We start from the raw sequence: 18,916 nt of genomic DNA, 5'->3' as shown, positions 1-18,916 counted from the left end.
GGCTGATTGTTTATTTTAAAATTTGAAGAAGAGATAATTTGAAAACTGAGAACGAATTCCAAATCCTCAAATTACCACATCTTCAAACTATTTACTTATGCGTTAGCTGCTGCCTTTTTTCCTTTTACTTTAGCAACCACTTCTTCCTGTACGTTACGTGGTGCTTCTGCATAGTGGTCAAACTCCATTGTTGAAGTTGCACGGCCTGAAGTGATGGTACGTAATTGTGTTACATAACCAAACATTTCTGAAAGCGGTACAGTAGCTTTAATTACTTGTGAACCCGCACGTGAATCCATACCTAAAAGCTGGCCACGACGACGGTTCATGTCACCGATAACATCACCCATGTTTTCTTCAGGGGTTAGTATTTCGATTTTCATGATCGGTTCAAGCAGCACTGGTTTACATTTTGGCAATGCCTCGCGGTAAGCCAATTTAGCCGCTAACTCAAATGACAACGCATCTGAATCGACTGCGTGGAATGAACCATCAATTAAACGTACTTTTAAGCTGGTTAACGGATAGCCAGCTAATACACCATTATCCATTGCTGCTTTAAAGCCTTTTTCAACAGATGGAATAAATTCACGGGGGATTGAACCACCGCTAATTTCATTCACAAATTGCAGACCTTCCTTATCATCATCATTCGGAGATATAACAACTTGTATATCAGCAAATTTACCACGACCACCTGTTTGCTTTTTATAAGTTTCACGGTGCTGTACAGTACCGGTAATAGCTTCTTTATATGCAACCTGCGGAGCGCCCTGGTTAACCTCAACTTTAAATTCACGTTTTAAGCGGTCCATGATGATATCCAGGTGAAGCTCGCCCATACCTGAAATTACGGTTTGGCCGGTTTCTTCGTCAGATTGTACGCGGAAGGTTGGATCCTCTTCGGCTAATTTACCTAAAGCCATACCTAATTTATCTACGTCGGCCTGTGTTTTAGGCTCAATAGCTAAACCGATAACCGGCTCAGGGAAGTTCATAGACTCCAGAATGATCTGGTGCTTCTCATCGCAAAGGGTATCACCTGTCTTTATATCTTTAAAGCCTACTACCGCAGCAATATCTCCGGCACCTACGTTAGGGATCGGGTTTTGCTTGTTAGCGTGCATTTGGAATATACGGGAGATACGCTCTTTATTGCCTGAACGCATGTTATGCACATATGAACCGGCCTCAAGGTTACCTGAATATACGCGGATAAAGCATAAACGACCAACAAAAGGGTCAGTAGCAATCTTAAACGCTAATGCTGCAAACGGCTCTGCTTCTGATGGCTTACGCAACAAATCCTCACCGGTATCCGGATCATGGCCAACAATACCTTCTACATCCACAGGCGATGGCAATAATTCCATCACATAATCAAGCATGGTTTGTACACCTTTGTTCTTGAAAGATGAACCGCAAACCATAGGTACTATTTTAGCATCTAATACGGCTTTACGTAAAGCGTCCAATACTTCGCGCTCAGTAATTGATTCCGGAGCATCAAAGAATTTCTCCATCAATGTATCATCGTATTCAGCTACTGATTCCAGCAATTTTTCTCTCCACTCAGTAGCCTCGGCTACCATATCCTCAGGGATAGGCACTTCAGTAAAGGTCATACCTTTATCATGCTCATTCCAAACAATACCACGGAAGTTGATCAGGTCAATAACGCCCTTAAAGTTTTCTTCAGCGCCGATAGGTAACTGCAACGGAACAGCATTACTGCCCAGCATGCTCTTAACCTGTTTAACAACGTTTAAGAAATCGGCACCTGAACGGTCCATTTTGTTAACGAAACCTATACGGGCAACGTTGTAGTTATTGGCAAGTCTCCAGTTGGTTTCTGATTGCGGTTCAACACCATCAACTGCCGAGAATAAGAAAACTAAACCATCCAACACACGTAACGAACGGTTTACCTCAACGGTAAAGTCCACGTGTCCCGGAGTATCAATAATATTGATGTGGTAATTTTGGTTTCTGTATTTCCAGTTAACGGTAGTAGCAGCAGATGTAATGGTAATACCACGCTCCTGCTCCTGCGCCATCCAGTCCATTGTAGCTGCACCTTCGTGTACCTCACCAATTTTATGGCTAACACCCGCATAGTACAGTATACGCTCTGTAGTAGTGGTTTTACCGGCATCAATGTGAGCGGCAATACCTATGTTTCTTGTATATCTTAGATCTCTTGACATTTTTATCTTTTTGTGATCAACACCTGTTTATCAGTACGTCCGAAAACGGCAAACCTAAATAATCAGTATGATCCTCTTATTAAATCGGTGTAATCTAATTAAAATCTGAAGTGAGAGAACGCTTTGTTAGCCTCGGCCATTTTATGCGTATCTTCTTTCTTTTTAACTGCCGCACCCTCGCCTTTAGCAGCAGATATGATCTCACCCGCTAATTTCTCCATCATGGTTTTTTCACCACGACGACGAGCATAGCTGATCAGCCATTTCATACCTAAAGCTATTTTACGCTCGGCACGAACTTCAGTAGGCACCTGGAAGTTAGCACCACCAACACGACGGCTTTTTACTTCAACTGCAGGCATTACATTGTTCAAAGCTTTTTTCCAGGTATCTAAACCGTTTTCGCTGGTTTTCTTTTCAACAATTTCTACTGCGTTATAAAATATAGTGTACGCGGTTGATTTTTTACCATCGTACATCATGTTATTTACAAACCTTGTAACCAAAGTATCATTGAACTTTGGGTCAGGAAGGATAATTCTCTTTTTTGGTTTTGACTTTCTCATTGCTTTCTATCCTCCTTAATTATTTCTTTTTACCTTTTGCCGGTGCCGCTGCTGCCTGTCCCGGTTTTGGGCGTTTAGTACCATATTTTGAACGACGCTGGTTACGGCCGGCTACACCTGATGTATCTAATGCACCACGGATGATGTGGTAACGTACACCCGGTAAATCCTTAACACGACCACCACGGATCAATACAATTGAGTGTTCCTGTAAGTTGTGGCCTTCACCAGGGATGTAGGCGTTAACTTCTTTACCATTGGTAAGGCGCACACGTGCAACTTTACGCATTGCTGAGTTTGGTTTCTTAGGGGTAGTGGTATACACACGGGTGCATACTCCTCTTCGCTGTGGACAGCTGTCCAACGCCGGAGACTTACTCTTGTCTTCCAGAGCTACTCTACCTTTTCTAACTAATTGCTGAATAGTAGGCATTTACTTGCTTTTCTTTTTTTTGTATTTAAAAGTTTTATCCTTATTTTAAGGACTGCAAAGGTACTGACTATTTTTTGATTATCAAGGGGTTGAAAGAAAAAGTTTTAATCCTGTAAAATCATTTATTAGTTGTTCACGCCTTATATTAGTTCATATTAAGTAACCAAACTCATCACAATCATGAAAACTGACCTTTACACCAAAGTAATTTTAACCATTATTGCCATTGCTTTAACTGTTAACCTGTTTAAAGCCACCATTACCCCTGCCTTTGCCGATGGCAAAAAATATGTTACCCTGCCTGTGAACCCGGATGGCAGTATTAATGTGAATATTAATAAGGTGAACGAAACAATGGACGTGAACATAAAGAATGTTGACCCGTATGCTTTTTACTACTCCCAACCTATACCTGTAAAGGTGACCAATAAATAATATTAATTTCTAATATAATAATTATACTAAAACAATAATTTATCAGTTATTCAATTAATTAACCGAATTTAAATCGGTCAGTTAATAGTTATAAGATTATAAAAAGCAGGTATAGCGCAAGGCCACGCCTGCTTTTCTTATTTCAAAAGGGTTGGTTTAAAACTTTTCGTTCAGGAAAGTCTGGTTGGAATTGCTCAGTTTTATGTTCCTGATCGCTCCTGAACCTTCAAATCTTATCCTGATGCCTATGATATCGCCTATGCTTTGGGTTATAGATTCATCAAGTATATGTTTATTATTTAAAAAAACGTTGAGCCGCATATTCTTTACACCAAATTTAAGCTGCTGAAATTCATTAAAATCGCAGCCAAATGCGCTTAGATCCGTTTCTTTACCATTTATCTGTTCGGACGAGGTATATAACCCCAGGTTTGATATACACCCTTTTGCCGATAGTGGTATGATAACCGCGCTGCGTTTGCCCAAAACATACACCATAATATTCCTGCATAATGATTCTCCCGGTTCGGAGGTATTGCGCAATGTAGTTTCAAAGGTGAAGTCGCTGCCGTTAAGACCCTCAAACTCCTGCACATTATAAAAGGATACTGGCAGGTCATTAAAAACAGGTGACACTGTTTTATTTGCAAGTACTTTACTACTTATACCCAAACTGCCCGACAACTTAATTTCATCAGCAGATAAATACGTGGGTATGGGTTCCTTTTCAATAATACCTGCCCACCCCTTTGTTTTTATAAACACCGGGGTTTCCTTTTTCACTTTTCCGCCGGCTATCAGTTTCGCGGTAAAATACCCAGGGTAATAATAAATTGACGTATGCTGTTTGCCCTTTGAGGATATGCGTTCGCTCCGCGACGGATCCCACGATTGCTGCAGGGTAATACTGTCTGTATTTAACCACGACGCATCGTAATTAAAAACCACCGAATTTGGCAGGTCATCCGTTACCTTTTTACTTTCAAATTTAACCGGTGCATCATTTAGCTTTTTTTCTGCTTTGTTTGGTTTTATGCTCCACGCTATAAGCGAACCTATTGCTGCAAGTAATACTACGCCAGCCATAGCTACAGGTACATAATTTTTTTGGGGAGATGTTTTATCAGCAGCAACCTGGGGCTTTTCAGCATCCATACTTTGCTTAAAACTGCGCCAGTCGGCGTAACCTAAAAATTTGGCAAGGGTATTTAAGGTAGCAGCATTGGGCGAACTGTCATATTTCACTCGTCCCCATATCCTTTTCAGGGTGGTAATGCTCAGCATGGTGCCCGTTTTATCTAAGAACATCTCCGCCAGTTTTTCAAAATCCTGGTCGCTCCAGTTTTCACTGTCGCCCCAGCGCAACTGATCCTCGGCCCGTTTGCGCCAGGTATTAATATATATCTGGGTTCCCATTTCTATCAGATTTTGGTTTGAATGCATTTGAATGTACTTGAATATGGCTTTTCGTTATTATGCCTTCACTTTTGGCTAAACAATTTATTGAAACATGAAAAATCAACCTATCTACATCAAAATTAAGCAAGTTATTATATTAATGCTTAGCCTTTTATTTATTAATGATGCCGCTACCGCGCAAACGGGTAAAAATAAAATAAAAGAAATACACCTTCCGTTTGAGGCCGCCCGTTTTGACACCACCGGGGCAAAAGCAGCCTTCACCACTTTTAAAAACACCAAAGCCCTGCAAATAACAACAGGGAAGGTAACCTTAAAGGATTTCAACTTTACCAATGGCACCATTGAACTGGATGCCCGGCCTACTTATGCGGATAAAGAGGCTTTTATAAGCGTTTACTTTAGATGGCAAAATGCCAACGAAAGTGAATGTGTTTACCTGCGTACACGCCCCGACGAAACGGAACAGCGCAATACCGCTATACAATATACACCTATTTTACATGGGGTAAACTTGTGGAACGTTATGGAACATTACCAGGGCCCTGCACAGATAAATAACAACAGCTGGAATCATTTTAAGATAGTGGTATCGGGGCTGCAAATGCGGGTATATGTAAACAATATGGATAAGCCGACTCTGGAGATACCACGTATAGAGGGTGAATCTGCATCTGGTACTCTGGCCTTTGCCGGACCGGCATATTTTGCCAATCTGGTGGTAAAGCCAAATGAAACCGAAGGACTATCTCCGATGGCGGGTGCTGATCTTACCAACCACGACGTTAATTATATTCGCCGCTGGGACGTATCCACACCCCATTTTTTAGATAATGGCCGCGAATTGATGATTACCGACCTGCCTGCGGATGCCATTAAATGGAAACCCATTATTGCCGAACGTCGCGGGTTAATTAATCTTATCCGTCCGTTTGGGGGTATGGAGAACCGCGGCGAGGGTGTGCAAAATAAAACACGGGTGGTATGGCTAAAAACAACCATCCACTCCACTAAAGACCAGGTGAGTAAAATGCAGTTAGGTTTTAATAATGAGGTTTGGGTATTCATTAATGGCTATTTACTTTATCTGGATAAAAACCAATACGGCCGCCCAATGGCTAAATACCCTAACGGACGACTGAGTATTAATAACTCCGTATTTGATGTACCACTTAAAGCAGGTGATAACGAAATTACTATTGGGATAAGCAATTACTTTTACGGCTGGGGCATAATGGCCCGCATGGTAAATATGGACGGTTTAACTGTATTGCAGAAATAACCGCGTAAGCAGGTGCTATAAAAGCAGCACCTGCTTTAACTTTTTATTCCTTTACCCATGCTACATTACCGGCTACAAATGCTTTTTTAATATTGCCTTGTTCATCTTTTTCGAATCTTAGCTTAAAGGTAGTTTCGGCATTATAAAATTCAAGGGTAGCAATACGAAAGAAAATAAGCGTACCGCCATCCCATGACTGGGTAAGTATCAGTCTGTTTTCTTTCGCTGTTAATTGCAAAAAAAGTTCAGGTTTACCTGCCTGGCTAAACTTACCTGTAAACGCTTTAAGCCGATCGGCAGTAAAATCCGGATTTTGCAATGATTGGATATGGTACATCGCTGCCTCATTAGTGCTATCCAGCTTTACGGAACGCTGATAACTTTTAAGCGCAAGTTTATGATCGCCCGCCGCCTCCCTGGCCTCAGCAAAACTTGCGTAAGCGTTACTGCTTTGCGGATACAATACCGCCTGCTGTTTAAATATCTCCCGGGCATCTGTATATCGTTTTTGCTGTAGCAATACCTTACCATACGAGTTAATATCCCTTTCAGAAAACTCATATCCCTTACTTTTCATTCTGTTGAATATACCCGGCACATCGCCAAAACCTTGTTTTCTTAAAGCCGAATAAAGTTGCGGCATGGTTTCGGGATGATCGTACCCGAAATGGAGTTGGCGTATGGTGAAAGCAGTTTGTTTACCTAAAAAGGTTTCAATTAACTGATCTGTAATTTTTGAACCTGATTCACCACGGGTAAAAAACACCATACTTTCTTTGGTATCCGGTCTGGCCACAAAAAACGAAAAAAAGTCATCCGTTTTACCCCAATGCCAAATAAGCTGCCCCGTTTTACCTTGTGCCAAACCAACTCCAAGTCCCCAGTTAATATATTGCCCGGATGTAGTATCCCCCGGCGCCTTATGTTTGGTTTGCCGGCTGAACATTAACTGCTGTGTGCCGGGTTTCAGTCCTTTTCCTGCCAGCAGCGCCTGTAAAAACAAGTTATAGTCATGCGCGTTGCTTAATAGTGTAAAGGCGGCGTTAGGCATCATCCATAAAAGATCTTTGCCTGGTTTTCCTAACATCTCTGTGTCCATATCATCAGTTTGCACATAAGTGCTACTATGCATACCGAGGGGGTTAAAAACCTCCTCCTGCATTAATTGCTCAAAGAGTTTATGTACTAATTTCTCCACTACCTTTTGCAAAAACCAATACCCTTCGCCCGAATAAGAATAAGCACTTCCCGGTGCAAACAACAGCTTAACAGGGGCATGCGTATCAAATTCCGAAAACTCCGCCAAATCCGAAGTATGGCTCAAAACCATCCTGGCAGTTATCATGCTGTAACGCGGATCTGTCGGATCAAAACGATCATAGCTGCCTATGTAACGCATCAAAGGGGTATCAAGAGAGAGAACGCCCCTATCATAAAGGCGCAGTACCGCATAGGCGAAAACACACTTCCCTAATGATCCGGCTCTGAAAATTGTGGACGATTTTATTTTACGGGATAACCCCTGCTTACTTGTCCCGGCATTATATTCGGATGTTTGCCCCTTACCTGTATAAGCAACCTGTACACCCGGCAAATTCACATCCTCGATAATGGTTCGCAGCAATTGCTGCCTAGTTTGCTGGGCCATTGCCGCGTTGCAGGCACCCAACCATAAAAAGAAAGAGAGTAGTTTTTTCATAAAGACAACGGGGCTGTACCCGCCATCTCAAAGATGCAAAATAAAAGTTTGTTATTTTATATTTTGCAGAATATTATTCTGTTTTAATTCGTCTATTATATTACAAATACCGAAAAATGTGAAAACATTGTGTAATTCGACGACACATTTATAAAGCCTACAGATTATGCTCAAAACCCGGCATCAGCAATTAATTTATAAAAGGGAGAATCAACCGGGGTATATTCCTTTGCCTTCTTCATCCACGTGTTATAATTATCATTATCACCTGAGTTTTTATATGCTGCAGCCAAATTAATAGCAAGTTCGCCCCGGGTTTCCGATTGTTTATCTTTGTTCATTTCGATTGCCTTAATAAAAACCGGAATAGCTTTTTTATAATCGGACAGCTTTAAATACGCATACCCAAGTTCTTTATAAAAAGAACCAAAATCAGGGTTGTTTTTTATCGCGTCTTCCAATAAAATCACAGCATCGTTGTATCTTTTTAATACATTGTAGGCAAAGGCAATTTCAAATTCAATATTTGACATATGTGGCTTTGCTTGGTTGGCAGGTAGCAAATAGGTTAAAGCCTTTCCACTTTCATTCAGATCATTATATATCCAGCCCCAGCGGTAGTTATGGGCAACCGTATCTGTATAGTTATAATAATTCTTTACCCATTCAGGTTGTGCTTCAATGTGAAGTTCTTTAAAATGGCTTTCAGGCAATAACGCCACCACCCGCCAGTTTGGAGATATCCGGTATTTTATGGAGCCGGAATTTTTAAACACTACAGTATCCTTAATATAATTCCCACTATTGTCTACAGTAAACACTCCTTGCAGGTCAAAAGTAAAGCCCGCTTGCTCATTAATATAAATATAACCGAAAGTATAGCTTGCAGCGGTATCAGCTTTTGATATAACCACCCATTTACGTTCACAATTAGTAAACCGCTGATCAAATTTAAGATCGTCCGCCTTATTAGGAACCGCTTGCGTAAACGCGCAGCATGTAAAGCACGATAAAGTAAGTAGCAATAAGATAGCTTTCATAAGCTAAATATATATATAAAATACCCAACTACCGGCTCTGCTCAAACAGAAGATAAATTTTCATCATTCTATTTCCCCACCCCATTGTCATTCCGAACGAAAGAGAAGAATTTTTTACGTTTTACTAATTTAATTGATGTACAAGTTTTCTCTTCGCTATCGCTCATTCGAAATGACAGGTAGGATTTGTCATTCCGAAAGAAAGAGAGGAATCTCATACGTTTGGCTAATTAGTTAGTGTACAAGTTTTCTCTTCGCTGCCGCTCATTCGAAGTGACAGGTGGGTGTATTGTCATTCCGAACGTTAGTGAGGAATCTTATACTTCTGGCTATTTGCCGCTTATCACAATAATGCAGCTAAAGCCCCGTGTCCCCGCAGAGGGATTAAGGCAAGAGCAAAAAAAACCTCCGCAAACGATGTTCACGAAGGTTTAAAACTATAAAAAATCACAAAGTTTTATTTCAGCACTTCCCTGCTTATCACTATCTTTTGTATCTCTGACGTGCCTTCGCCTATGGTGCACAATTTGGCATCGCGGTAAAATTTCTCTACCGGAAAATCTTTGGTGTAACCGTAGCCGCCAAATATCTGTACAGCTTCGTTAGCGCAGCGTACCGCCACTTCCGATGCAAAGTATTTTGCCATAGCCGATTGCTTGGTTACCGGCAAATGGCGGTTCTTCAGATCGGCGGCTTGCATGATCAGCAATTCCGCTGCTTCTACCTCAGTTGCCATATCTGCCAGTTTAAAGGATATCCCCTGGAAACTGCTTATCGGCTGCCCAAACTGGTGCCGTTCTTTAGAATAAGCTACAGCTGCTTCAAAAGCGCCTTTGGCTATCCCTAACGATAATGCTGCGATAGAGATACGGCCACCGTCCAATACTTTCATGGCTTGTTTAAAACCTTCTCCCTCGTTACCTAATAAATTAGCTTTAGGCACGCGGCAATTATCAAATATCATTTCGGTAGTTTCGGATGCGCGCATACCCAGTTTATTCTCCTTTTTGCCCGCGCTGAAACCCGGTGTACCGCGCTCAATAACCAATGCAGATATACCGCGCGAATCACCCTTTTCACCGGTACGCACCATTACTACCGCTACATCCCCACTTTTACCGTGGGTTATCCAGTTCTTCGATCCATTAACTATGTAATGGTCGCCATCTAAAACAGCGGTGGTATTCATCCCCATCGCATCCGATCCGGTATTGGCTTCGGTAAGTCCCCAGGCACCCAGCCACTCGGCGGTAGCCAGTTTAGGCAGCCACCTTTGTTTTTGTTCCTCGTTGGCAAAAGCCAAAATATGTCCGGTACATAACGAATTATGCGCCGCTACCGATAAGCCTATAGAGCCGCAAACTTTGGCTATCTCCACAATAACGGTAACATACTCGGCGTAACCAAAGCCTGAGCCGCCATATTCCTCGGGCACCAAAACGCCCATCATGCCCTGTTCGCCCAATTGTTTGAACAGTTCCAGCGGAAAATGCTGCTCCTCGTCCCACTGCATCACATTTGGTTTTATATATTTCTCAGCAAAATCTTTAGCCATCTGGCCTATCATTTTCTGATTATCGGTAGTTGAAAAATCGTAGCCTGTCGGGGTATCTGTTAATAAAGTATCCATATTAAAAATTCCTGTTTACCATTGGTTTGCAGTAAAACTAACGATAAAAACAGGTAAAAGGTTTATACTATGCATGCATAATATTTACACCAAAACGGTTTATGGTACAAAAACTTGCTTTAAGCTTAACAGGCGTATTTATTATGCATGCATAATAAATAATTATTTTTTTATTTTTTTAAGATTTTCAATTCTACTGACATAGGGCTGTCATTCCCGGGTGGTTACTTTGAAGTAAATCAAAACAACAACACCATGAAAATGATCAATTTTTTTTTTAAACAGTTAGAGGAAGAGTCAGTAACTACCCGCAAAATGCTGGAGCGTATCCCGGATGATAAGTACGACTGGAAACCGCATGAAAAAAGCATGACCATCCGGTCGCTGGCTACGCATATTGCCGAACTGCCTACCTGGGTATCCGTTACCTTTACTACCGATGAGCTGGACTTTGCAGCTAATGCTTACGCCCCGGTAACCATAAACAATACCGATGAATTGCTGGACCTATTTGAAAAATCGCTGGCAGAGGCCCGCATGCATCTGGTACCGGAAAACGAAGCCAAAGTGGATGAAATATGGACATTGCGCAATGGCAACGAAATTTATAACCGCAGAGCTAAATGGGAAGTATTGCGCATGACCCTATCACAGATCATACACCACCGCGCGCAACTTGGTGTATATTTACGTTTGCTTAATATTCCTATCCCGGGCAGTTACGGCCCAAGCGCCGATGAGCAGTTTGAAGCGATTGAGGTTTTAGCGGACTAATATTAATTAACCACAAACCAGAAAAGAGCGGCGTTTCTATAAGAAAATACCGCTCTTTTTTAGTATATTTACTTAGCGATACATATCCTGAAATCCCCCCTCAAAAAAACCTGAATTATTTTTACCGCTCACCCGCGGTTCAGCAGTAAAAACCCAAAATTTATCACCACTAAAAGCGGTTTGAACAGTAAAAAAAATAACTAACTTTTATACCCTGAAAATTAAAAACACCCTTTACAGCCTGCAAACGCGCTTTTCTATTTTACCTTTTCAAAATCATTTTTTGGGGAAATCGTAAGTAGGAAAATCAGAAAAAACTCAATTTACATATAATTTAATCACTGTATCGGTAGGATCTGTAAGCAAATTATCAATATAAATAAAAACACCTTCACCACTCTGTTTAAACTTCAGCTTTTTAGCGTTGCTTAACAAAACGACCCGGGTAACTTTCCCCTTCAGCTCCGGGATAAAAACATAGGGCTGCTGGGGAATATTAATAACATGGGCATACAGCGTCTTGCCTTTAGCGGTTATAATACCCCAGGGCTGTGCAGGTACAATATCGCCACGGGTACCATAAATACTTTCGGCGTTCTTTTTAAGCCAGGCGCCCACTACCGCCAGCGTATCTGTAAACTCCGGCTGTATTTGCCCGTTAGGCATAGGGCCAATGTTCAGTAAAAAATTGGCATTATGACCTGCCGCGTTCACCAGGTAATGGATGATCTGTTTAGTAGTTTTAAAGCTCCGGTCGGTTATATTAAATCCCCAACTGTTATTAATGGTTTCGCAGGTTTCCAGCGGCAGTTTGCCAATTTCCGATTTACCGCTAAAACCGGTATTATTTTGCCCCGGCAGGTCCTTCTCAAACATCTGGAAGTCCTCGCCATCCTTTGGTGCAAGGTGGTGGTTGTTACCTACCAGTATAGCCGGGTTAAGTTGATGTATAAGACCGTATATTTCATCGTAGTGCCAGTTAACCTCCGGGCGCTCCCAGTTACCATCAAACCATATCCCCTTCACCCCGGGATATTTGGTGATGAGTTCGGTAAGTTGTGTTTTCATGAAATTGATATAACTGTCCCAGTCGCCATTTACGGGTTTGCCATCAACTATAGGGCTGCCAAAGGCATAATCCGGCCGCCCCCAATCCAGCAGGGAGTAATAAAAATGCAATTCAATGCCTTCCTTTTCACATTCTTTAGCCAGGGCCATCAAAGGGTCCTGGTGGTAGGGCGTTGCGTCAACTATGTTATATAACGATGCCTTTGTGCCAAACATGCTGAACCCGTCGTGATGGCGGGCCGTAATTGTAATGTATTTCATCCCTGCATTTTTGGCGAACTGTACCCACGCCCTTGCATTAAACTCCTGCGGATTAAAAAAATCGGCCAGCCGTTTATAACTGTCATAAGGGATATTCTTGTTATGCATCACCCATTCGCCGTCACCCAAAATACTGTAGATACCCCAATGAATGAACAGGCCATATTTCATATCCTGAAAATGCTTACGGGCAGCCATGTTATCTGTTGTGGGGGTATAAGCAACTTGCCCGTGTGATATATTGAAAATCAGAAAAACTGCACACAGGATAAGAAATAATTTTTTCATGAATTCAGGTTATGGAACACGAATTTAGCAAAAATTAATGGCGAAGTATAACCTTCACATTTATATGATGTACAGCTAACACTGTATTTTTTAATTTGCCACTGATACATTTATAATTGTGGTTAAGTAAATTTATAGCATGTTAAATACACGCAGAGAATTCATCAAAAAAGCAGCACTACTTACAGGAGCAGCAGGCCTTACTAACATATTCCCTTCATCCATTCAAAAAGCCCTGGCTATAAACCCTGCCCCTGGCAGCACCTGGATGGATGCCGAGCATGTGGTAATACTAATGCAGGAGAATCGTTCGTTCGACCATTGTTTTGGTACGTTAAAGGGTGTACGTGGCTTTAATGATCCACGGGCTATTGACCTGCCCAATAAAAATCCGGTTTGGCTTCAAAGTAATGCCGATGGCGAAACCTACGCGCCATTTCATTTAGATATTAAAAACACCAAAGCCACCTGGATGAGCTCGTTACCGCATAGCTGGGCCAACCAGGTAAATGCCCGTAACGATGGTAAGTTCGACCAATGGCTCATCGAAAAGCAATCAGGCAATAAGGCTTATAAGAATATGCCACTTACCCTGGGCTATCACCGGCGGGAAGATCTGCCTTTTAACTACGCTTTGGCGGATGCCTTTACCGTATGCGATCAGTACTTCTGCTCTTCGTTAACCGGTACAACGCCCAACCGGCTTTTTATGTGGAGCGGAACTATACGCAAGGATCAGGACGAAGATTCAAGAGCCAACGTTTGGAACGAGGATGCTGATTTTGGCACCCTTAACTGGAAAACATTCCCGGAACGTTTAGAGGATAATGGTATATCATGGAAGTGCTACCAGAATGAAATTAGCGTAGGCGTAGGGTTTGAAGGGGAGCAGGATTCATGGCTGGCCAACTTTACCGATAATGCCCTGGAATTTTTTGAGCAGTACCATGTAAAACTTCATCCGCAACATATCACCTACCTTAAAAAAAGACTTGCTCAGCTACCAGCCGAAATAGCGGACACCCAAAAGCAGATGGACAATTTGCCTTCGGATGATAAGCAAGTAAAAAAACTGCAAAAAAGGCTTAAGCAATTGCAGGATGAACTGGCAGATATTAATAACCAAAGCGAAATGCTGAAACCCGGTGTATTTGATAAGTTAACACCAGCCCAAAAGAATATTCATCAAAAAGCTTTTACTACCAATATAGCCGATCCGGATTACCATGAACTGGCTACACTAAAATATACCGACAACGGCGTAACGCGCGAAATGCAGTTGCCTAAAGGTGATGTACTACATCAGTTCAGGCAGGATGTAGAGACAGGTAAACTACCCACCGTATCATGGCTGGTAGCACCCGAAAATTTTTCGGATCACCCGAGTGCCCCCTGGTATGGGGCTTGGTATGTATCGGAGGTAATGGACATCCTGACAAAAAACCCTGAAGTATGGAAAAAAACCATTTTTATTTTAAACTATGATGAGAATGATGGCTACTTTGACCACATTCCGCCATTTACCGCACCGCATTCACATAAAGAGGGGACAGGAAAGGTATCCGCAGGGATTGATACCCGTGTTGAATTTGTAACGCTTGAACAGGAACTGGCCCGCGAGGGCTTTCCGAATACCTACAAACGCGAAAATGCCATTGGTCTGGGTTATCGTGTACCCATGATCGTAGCTTCTCCCTGGAGCAGGGGAGGATTTGTTAATTCCGAAGTATTCGATCATACCTCTACCGTGCAATTCATGGAGGAATTCCTAAAACACAAAACGGGCAGGTCTGTAACGGAAAGTAATATCAGCGACTGGCGGCGTACCGTATGCGGCGATCTTACGTCGGTGTTTCGCCCATACAATGGCGAAAAGTTATCGTCACCTGAACCGTTGGAAAAAGATGCGTTTGTAGAAAGGATACACAAGGCGCAGTTTAAAAAACTGCCATCCGATTATAAAAAACTGACTGGCGATGATATTGCTCTTATCAAAAAAACTCCGCAGGCATCGCCGTATATGCCGCGGCAAGAGAAAGGTATTAAGCCGGCTTGCGCCCTGCCATATGAACTTTACGCCGATGGCAGCTTAACCCCGGATAAAAAGGCTTTTGAAATAAAATTCAAAGCAGGCAACCAAATACACGGCGACAATTCCTTAGGCGCGCCATTTAATGTTTACGCTCCCGGTAAATACAGGAGCATAGACGATCCGCATAGTATGGATAACGTACGTACCTGGAGCTACGCGGCCACCGCCGGAGATACCCTGACGGATTTGTGGCCCGTAAACAATTTTGAGGACGATAAATACCACCTCAGAGTTTACGCCCCCAACGGGTTTTACCGGGAATTTAAAGGCAACACGCAAGATCCCGATATAGGTGTACAATTCACCTATCAGCCAGCCGATAAAAAACCTACCGGAAATGCGATATTAACCTTTTGGCTTACCGGTGGGCGTACACCGTTAACAGTTGAAGTAACTGATAACGCTTATCAAATGGGGGCAAAACAATTGATAGTTCGCCAGGAGAGCTTTGCTCCGCAGACTATTGTATTCGACCTGGGTAAAAGCCACGGCTGGTATGATATCACCTTGAAAATTAAAGGCTACCCGGATTTTGAAAAACGTTATGCCGGACACGTAGACACGGGTAAACAAAGCTTTACCGACCCGCTAATGGGCGGAATGATTAGCTAAGCAAAAGATTATGTATCCTTATTGCCGCTTACTCAGTTGCTTGTTTTGTCGGTAGACGTAGGATCGCTAATTAAAAGCGTTTATAATTTACTGAGTAAGCGGACAATTGGCTCCAAAATCAGGGTAGTATTCAGATTAATAAACGCATTATCCGCTGCTGCCTTTTGCTGTCCGTGAGAGATAAATACCAGGCCTTTACCTTCGGTGGATCAATATGGCTTTTCTTGCAGGAAATATAGCCGATAATTAAAAAACATAGCAGCAGCGGATTTTGCGTAACATAAGCTCACTAACGGTTATTTTCACCTGGTTTATTATATTACGCAGTAAAATAGTTAAGTGATACAGGCAGTTTAAAAATATTATACATTAACGCAATATTACCACCAGCATGGTATCTGTTTGCATGCTTCTGGTATTATGGTTTAAAAAGGCGGGGTTAAGTCGGGTGATCCAATATCTGCTGAATGCAGCACGCTTTTGCACCTTATATCCTTTTATCTGCATAGCCCGCACCTGCGGTTCAGAGCCATAAAAAAAACAAGGCACCGGTAATTTTGAGTGTGCATCGTCATCCGCTATCATAAGCAAGGGTTGCCGAAGGTAAAACTCCATTGGATAACTCTCCTGCTCAAAGTTCTGCACCACGGGCATGTTAAGCCGGTTGTGGGCATTTATCCACATGGCCGCTTCGCTGCCTGCCTGATAATGCAGCAACGATGGATAGAATGCCAGGTTAAGGTATAAGTTTACAATAAAAGCGATGATAGCCGTACGAAAGGCCGTTTGCTGATAATCAGTTTTTGGCATATTACCAGGCAATACTAATAAAACACCCAGCCATATCAGCACCGTTAAACCTACATGCCAGGTAAACTCTTCCGGCCGGAAATAATAATGCAATACCGCGATAACTATGATCAGCAATACGCATAAAACAATCTGCATAATCCGGATGATCTGCACTGCTTTTGCCGACCGTAAACCATATAAATATTGCGCGGTAATAATGGCAAAAAACGGGAACACAATATTAAGGTAATGCGGTAATTGAAATTTCGAGGCGGAAAACAGCAGAAATGTGAGCAAAGCACCGCTCAGGCAAAACCATTCGCGCTGATGCACATTTTTTACTCCGGTTTTTATAAAATGATAAATAGCCGCGAACAGTATTAACGACCAGGGCAAAAACGCCCAAAGCGTTGTATGTATAAAAAATGTGGGATCGCCATGACCCTTGATAGGCCCGGTGTTAAAGAACCTGCCGAACTGACTATCCCAGAAAAAGAATTTAATTCCGGATACGCCCGTTTGCCCAAATACTATCTTTTCCGGATGGGCGTCAAACTGTACATACAAACAATATATTTCGGGCAGAATGAACAACATAATAAGCGCAGCGGCCAGCAACCAGCGCCAGTTAAAAAGCTGTTTCCATTGCCGGGTAATCATTAAATGTCCTGCTATTGCGCCGCCAATTGGCACTAAAGCAAACATTCCCTTGGTCATGACGGCGCAGGCGGCAAACAAACTGCCCAGTACCAATTGCCGGAAACCATTACGTGTATAAGCTATATAAAAATGGTAAACCGACGCAATGATCAACCCCGTTAAATAGGGCTCAGCACGTACATCGTTATCAGAAAGAATAATATGCTGAGAGGTGAGCAATATCAGTACAGACCATAAAGCGATCTCCCTATTATAAAGCAATTTTGCCAGCAGATAAGTATAAACAGCGCCAATTAAAATAAATACGATACCCGATAATTTGTAGGCCCAGGTATTAATGCCGAATATTTTAAAAAACAATGCGGCCATCCAAAACGGAAAATGCGGCTTATCCAACCAGTCGGCGCCGTGTACAAATAATTGCACATAATCATTACGTACTACCATAGTTTTGGCTATGGTAGCATACAGGGCGCCATCAGGCCCCATAATAGGGATAAACAATGCGCTTAGGTTCAGCATCACCGCCATACCTATAAAAAGATAAAGCCATTTCGTACGTATAGTGGTATGTAACGGATTTAGTTGCATAATGCCTTTAGCAGAGGTGTAAAGGTAAGCAGATAGCAAATAAATATAAGCCGTTACTGTAAATTGTTGCGATTAAGAATTTATTATCTTTAATTTTATATCAGGATGCGCAGTTCTTCATGGCTGCACCAAACCAATTATAAATACTTAACTGATGAAAAAACTTTCTTTTTTACTGATGCTATGCCCTTTTGTGTTATTTGCACAAACCGGTAAAGTATATGACAATTTAACACTTAATAGCAAAATATTAAAAAGCGAACGTAAATATGCAGTTTACCTGCCACCGGATTATGAAACCTCGGGTCGCGATTATCCCATACTGTACCTGTTGCATGGCGCAGGCGATGACCAAACCGGATGGGTACAATTTGGCGAGGTATTACGCATTACCGATAATGCTATTAAAGAGGGCATTGCAACTCCCATGATCATTGTTATGCCTGATGCCAACACTGGCAGACGGGGCTACTACAACGATATTAAAGGCGATTGGAATTATGAGGATTTCTTTTTTAAAGAGCTGGTTCCGTACGTAGAGAAAAAGTACCGCGTAAAAAGCGAAAAGCGTTTCCGGGCAATAGCAGGACTATCCATGGGTGGGGGTGGCACCTTTATTTATGCCCTGCACCATCCCGAAATGTTCTCATCGGCTTGTCCGCTTAGTGCGGCAACCGGTTTTATTACGCTCGATGATGCACGCAAAGGTATCAGCCGCAACAATCCTAACCTGCCGGACAGTACCATAAACAATTATTATAACCGATACAGTGTGCTGCCGCAAATGAATGCCATACCTGATACGCTAAAAAAAGCGGTGCGCTGGTATATGGACATTGGCGATGACGACTTTTTGTATGAAGGAAACGGACTGGTACATAACATGATGCGGAAAAAAGAGATCCCGCATGAATACCGTGTTCGCGATGGCGCTCATAACTGGACATACTGGCGCGCATCGCTACCCAACGTACTGGAGTTTGTATCGCAGGCATTTCATCAGTATTAACGGCGAATTATTGTAAGGATTTTATAAAATAACTACTAAGCCTTAACCAACATTATAC

Annotated in this window: 14 protein-coding genes; 5 read left to right on the top strand and 9 right to left on the bottom strand. The window is 42.2% G+C overall.

From position 1 onward, the window contains the following. Positions 1 to 95: 95 nt before the first annotated feature. From fusA to rpsL, 3 genes are all read right to left on the bottom strand, one after another. Positions 96 to 2,207 carry an elongation factor G gene (gene fusA / locus I5M19_RS00455; RefSeq protein WP_200062950.1) on the bottom strand — a complete coding sequence of 704 codons (2,112 nt, stop codon included), beginning with the start codon at positions 2,205 to 2,207 and terminating at the stop codon, positions 96 to 98. 98 nt (positions 2,208 to 2,305) lie between these two features. Further along, positions 2,306 to 2,773, bottom strand: coding sequence for a 30S ribosomal protein S7 (rpsG, locus tag I5M19_RS00450; RefSeq protein ID WP_200062948.1), 468 nt, complete (start codon positions 2,771 to 2,773; stop codon positions 2,306 to 2,308). A gap of 19 nt (positions 2,774 to 2,792) precedes the next feature. Beyond that, positions 2,793 to 3,206: a 30S ribosomal protein S12 gene (gene rpsL, locus I5M19_RS00445; RefSeq protein ID WP_079717716.1), complete on the bottom strand. Its 414-nt coding sequence runs from the start codon at positions 3,204 to 3,206 to the stop codon at positions 2,793 to 2,795. A gap of 180 nt (positions 3,207 to 3,386) precedes the next feature. Here rpsL and I5M19_RS00440 point away from each other — a divergent pair, with 180 nt between their 5' ends. Next, positions 3,387 to 3,641 (top strand): hypothetical protein, encoded by a 255-nt coding sequence (locus I5M19_RS00440; protein ID WP_200062942.1) that lies wholly within the window; start codon positions 3,387 to 3,389, stop codon positions 3,639 to 3,641. Positions 3,642 to 3,797: 156 nt separating this feature from the next. On the opposite strand, the gene I5M19_RS00435 is transcribed toward I5M19_RS00440, so the two are convergent. After that, on the bottom strand, positions 3,798 to 5,057 hold the full coding sequence (locus tag I5M19_RS00435; protein WP_200062940.1) for a hypothetical protein: 1,260 nt from the start codon (positions 5,055 to 5,057) through the stop codon (positions 3,798 to 3,800). A 94-nt stretch (positions 5,058 to 5,151) separates the two neighbouring features. On the opposite strand from I5M19_RS00435, the gene I5M19_RS00430 reads away from it, so the two are divergent. Continuing rightward, positions 5,152 to 6,342 (top strand): LamG domain-containing protein, encoded by a 1,191-nt coding sequence (locus I5M19_RS00430; RefSeq protein ID WP_200062938.1) that lies wholly within the window; start codon positions 5,152 to 5,154, stop codon positions 6,340 to 6,342. A gap of 43 nt (positions 6,343 to 6,385) precedes the next feature. On the opposite strand, the gene I5M19_RS00425 is transcribed toward I5M19_RS00430, so the two are convergent. From I5M19_RS00425 to I5M19_RS00415, 3 genes are all read right to left on the bottom strand, one after another. After that, entirely contained in the window at positions 6,386 to 8,041 is a 1,656-nt protein-coding gene (locus I5M19_RS00425; RefSeq protein WP_200062936.1) for a serine hydrolase, read from the bottom strand. A 170-nt stretch (positions 8,042 to 8,211) separates the two neighbouring features. Beyond that, entirely contained in the window at positions 8,212 to 9,081 is an 870-nt protein-coding gene (locus I5M19_RS00420; RefSeq protein ID WP_200062934.1) for a tetratricopeptide repeat protein, read from the bottom strand. A 457-nt stretch (positions 9,082 to 9,538) separates the two neighbouring features. Beyond that, positions 9,539 to 10,711 carry an acyl-CoA dehydrogenase gene (locus I5M19_RS00415; RefSeq protein WP_200062933.1) on the bottom strand — a complete coding sequence of 391 codons (1,173 nt, stop codon included), beginning with the start codon at positions 10,709 to 10,711 and terminating at the stop codon, positions 9,539 to 9,541. 255 nt (positions 10,712 to 10,966) lie between these two features. Between I5M19_RS00415 and I5M19_RS00410 the strand changes: the two genes are divergently transcribed. Further along, positions 10,967 to 11,485, top strand: coding sequence for a DinB family protein (locus tag I5M19_RS00410; protein ID WP_200062931.1), 519 nt, complete (start codon positions 10,967 to 10,969; stop codon positions 11,483 to 11,485). Positions 11,486 to 11,803: 318 nt separating this feature from the next. On the opposite strand, the gene I5M19_RS00405 is transcribed toward I5M19_RS00410, so the two are convergent. After that, positions 11,804 to 13,102, bottom strand: a complete 1,299-nt coding sequence (locus I5M19_RS00405; RefSeq protein ID WP_200062930.1) for an alpha-L-fucosidase — start codon at positions 13,100 to 13,102, stop codon at positions 11,804 to 11,806. Positions 13,103 to 13,241: 139 nt separating this feature from the next. Between I5M19_RS00405 and I5M19_RS00400 the strand changes: the two genes are divergently transcribed. Beyond that, positions 13,242 to 15,806, top strand: a complete 2,565-nt coding sequence (locus I5M19_RS00400) for a phosphocholine-specific phospholipase C (protein WP_200062929.1) — start codon at positions 13,242 to 13,244, stop codon at positions 15,804 to 15,806. A 369-nt stretch (positions 15,807 to 16,175) separates the two neighbouring features. On the opposite strand, the gene I5M19_RS00395 is transcribed toward I5M19_RS00400, so the two are convergent. After that, complete coding sequence (locus I5M19_RS00395) at positions 16,176 to 17,849, bottom strand: ArnT family glycosyltransferase (RefSeq protein ID WP_214653007.1); 1,674 nt, start codon at positions 17,847 to 17,849, stop codon at positions 16,176 to 16,178. Between the two features lie 154 nt (positions 17,850 to 18,003). On the opposite strand from I5M19_RS00395, the gene I5M19_RS00390 reads away from it, so the two are divergent. After that, complete coding sequence (locus I5M19_RS00390) at positions 18,004 to 18,858, top strand: alpha/beta hydrolase (RefSeq protein WP_200062928.1); 855 nt, start codon at positions 18,004 to 18,006, stop codon at positions 18,856 to 18,858. Positions 18,859 to 18,916 lie beyond the last annotated feature (58 nt).

Origin of the sequence: Mucilaginibacter segetis, assembly GCF_016522075.1 — a bacterium.
Classification (GTDB): domain Bacteria; phylum Bacteroidota; class Bacteroidia; order Sphingobacteriales; family Sphingobacteriaceae; genus Mucilaginibacter; species Mucilaginibacter segetis.
Note: the sequence above shows the minus strand (reverse complement) of the source record. Positions and strands in the feature narration are given on the sequence as shown.

What these genes read in the sequence shown, in the direction of transcription:
- fusA (WP_200062950.1), bottom strand. Translation starts at nt 2,207, where the DNA reads ATGTCAAGAGATCTAAGATATACAAGAAACATAGGTATTGCCGCTCAC.
- rpsG (WP_200062948.1), bottom strand. Translation starts at nt 2,773, where the DNA reads ATGAGAAAGTCAAAACCAAAAAAGAGAATTATCCTTCCTGACCCAAAG.
- rpsL (WP_079717716.1), bottom strand. Translation starts at nt 3,206, where the DNA reads ATGCCTACTATTCAGCAATTAGTTAGAAAAGGTAGAGTAGCTCTGGAA.
- I5M19_RS00440 (WP_200062942.1), top strand. Translation starts at nt 3,387, where the DNA reads ATGAAAACTGACCTTTACACCAAAGTAATTTTAACCATTATTGCCATT.
- I5M19_RS00435 (WP_200062940.1), bottom strand. Translation starts at nt 5,057, where the DNA reads ATGGGAACCCAGATATATATTAATACCTGGCGCAAACGGGCCGAGGAT.
- I5M19_RS00430 (WP_200062938.1), top strand. Translation starts at nt 5,152, where the DNA reads ATGAAAAATCAACCTATCTACATCAAAATTAAGCAAGTTATTATATTA.
- I5M19_RS00425 (WP_200062936.1), bottom strand. Translation starts at nt 8,041, where the DNA reads ATGAAAAAACTACTCTCTTTCTTTTTATGGTTGGGTGCCTGCAACGCG.
- I5M19_RS00420 (WP_200062934.1), bottom strand. Translation starts at nt 9,081, where the DNA reads ATGAAAGCTATCTTATTGCTACTTACTTTATCGTGCTTTACATGCTGC.
- I5M19_RS00415 (WP_200062933.1), bottom strand. Translation starts at nt 10,711, where the DNA reads ATGGATACTTTATTAACAGATACCCCGACAGGCTACGATTTTTCAACT.
- I5M19_RS00410 (WP_200062931.1), top strand. Translation starts at nt 10,967, where the DNA reads ATGAAAATGATCAATTTTTTTTTTAAACAGTTAGAGGAAGAGTCAGTA.
- I5M19_RS00405 (WP_200062930.1), bottom strand. Translation starts at nt 13,102, where the DNA reads ATGAAAAAATTATTTCTTATCCTGTGTGCAGTTTTTCTGATTTTCAAT.
- I5M19_RS00400 (WP_200062929.1), top strand. Translation starts at nt 13,242, where the DNA reads ATGTTAAATACACGCAGAGAATTCATCAAAAAAGCAGCACTACTTACA.
- I5M19_RS00395 (WP_214653007.1), bottom strand. Translation starts at nt 17,849, where the DNA reads ATGCAACTAAATCCGTTACATACCACTATACGTACGAAATGGCTTTAT.
- I5M19_RS00390 (WP_200062928.1), top strand. Translation starts at nt 18,004, where the DNA reads ATGAAAAAACTTTCTTTTTTACTGATGCTATGCCCTTTTGTGTTATTT.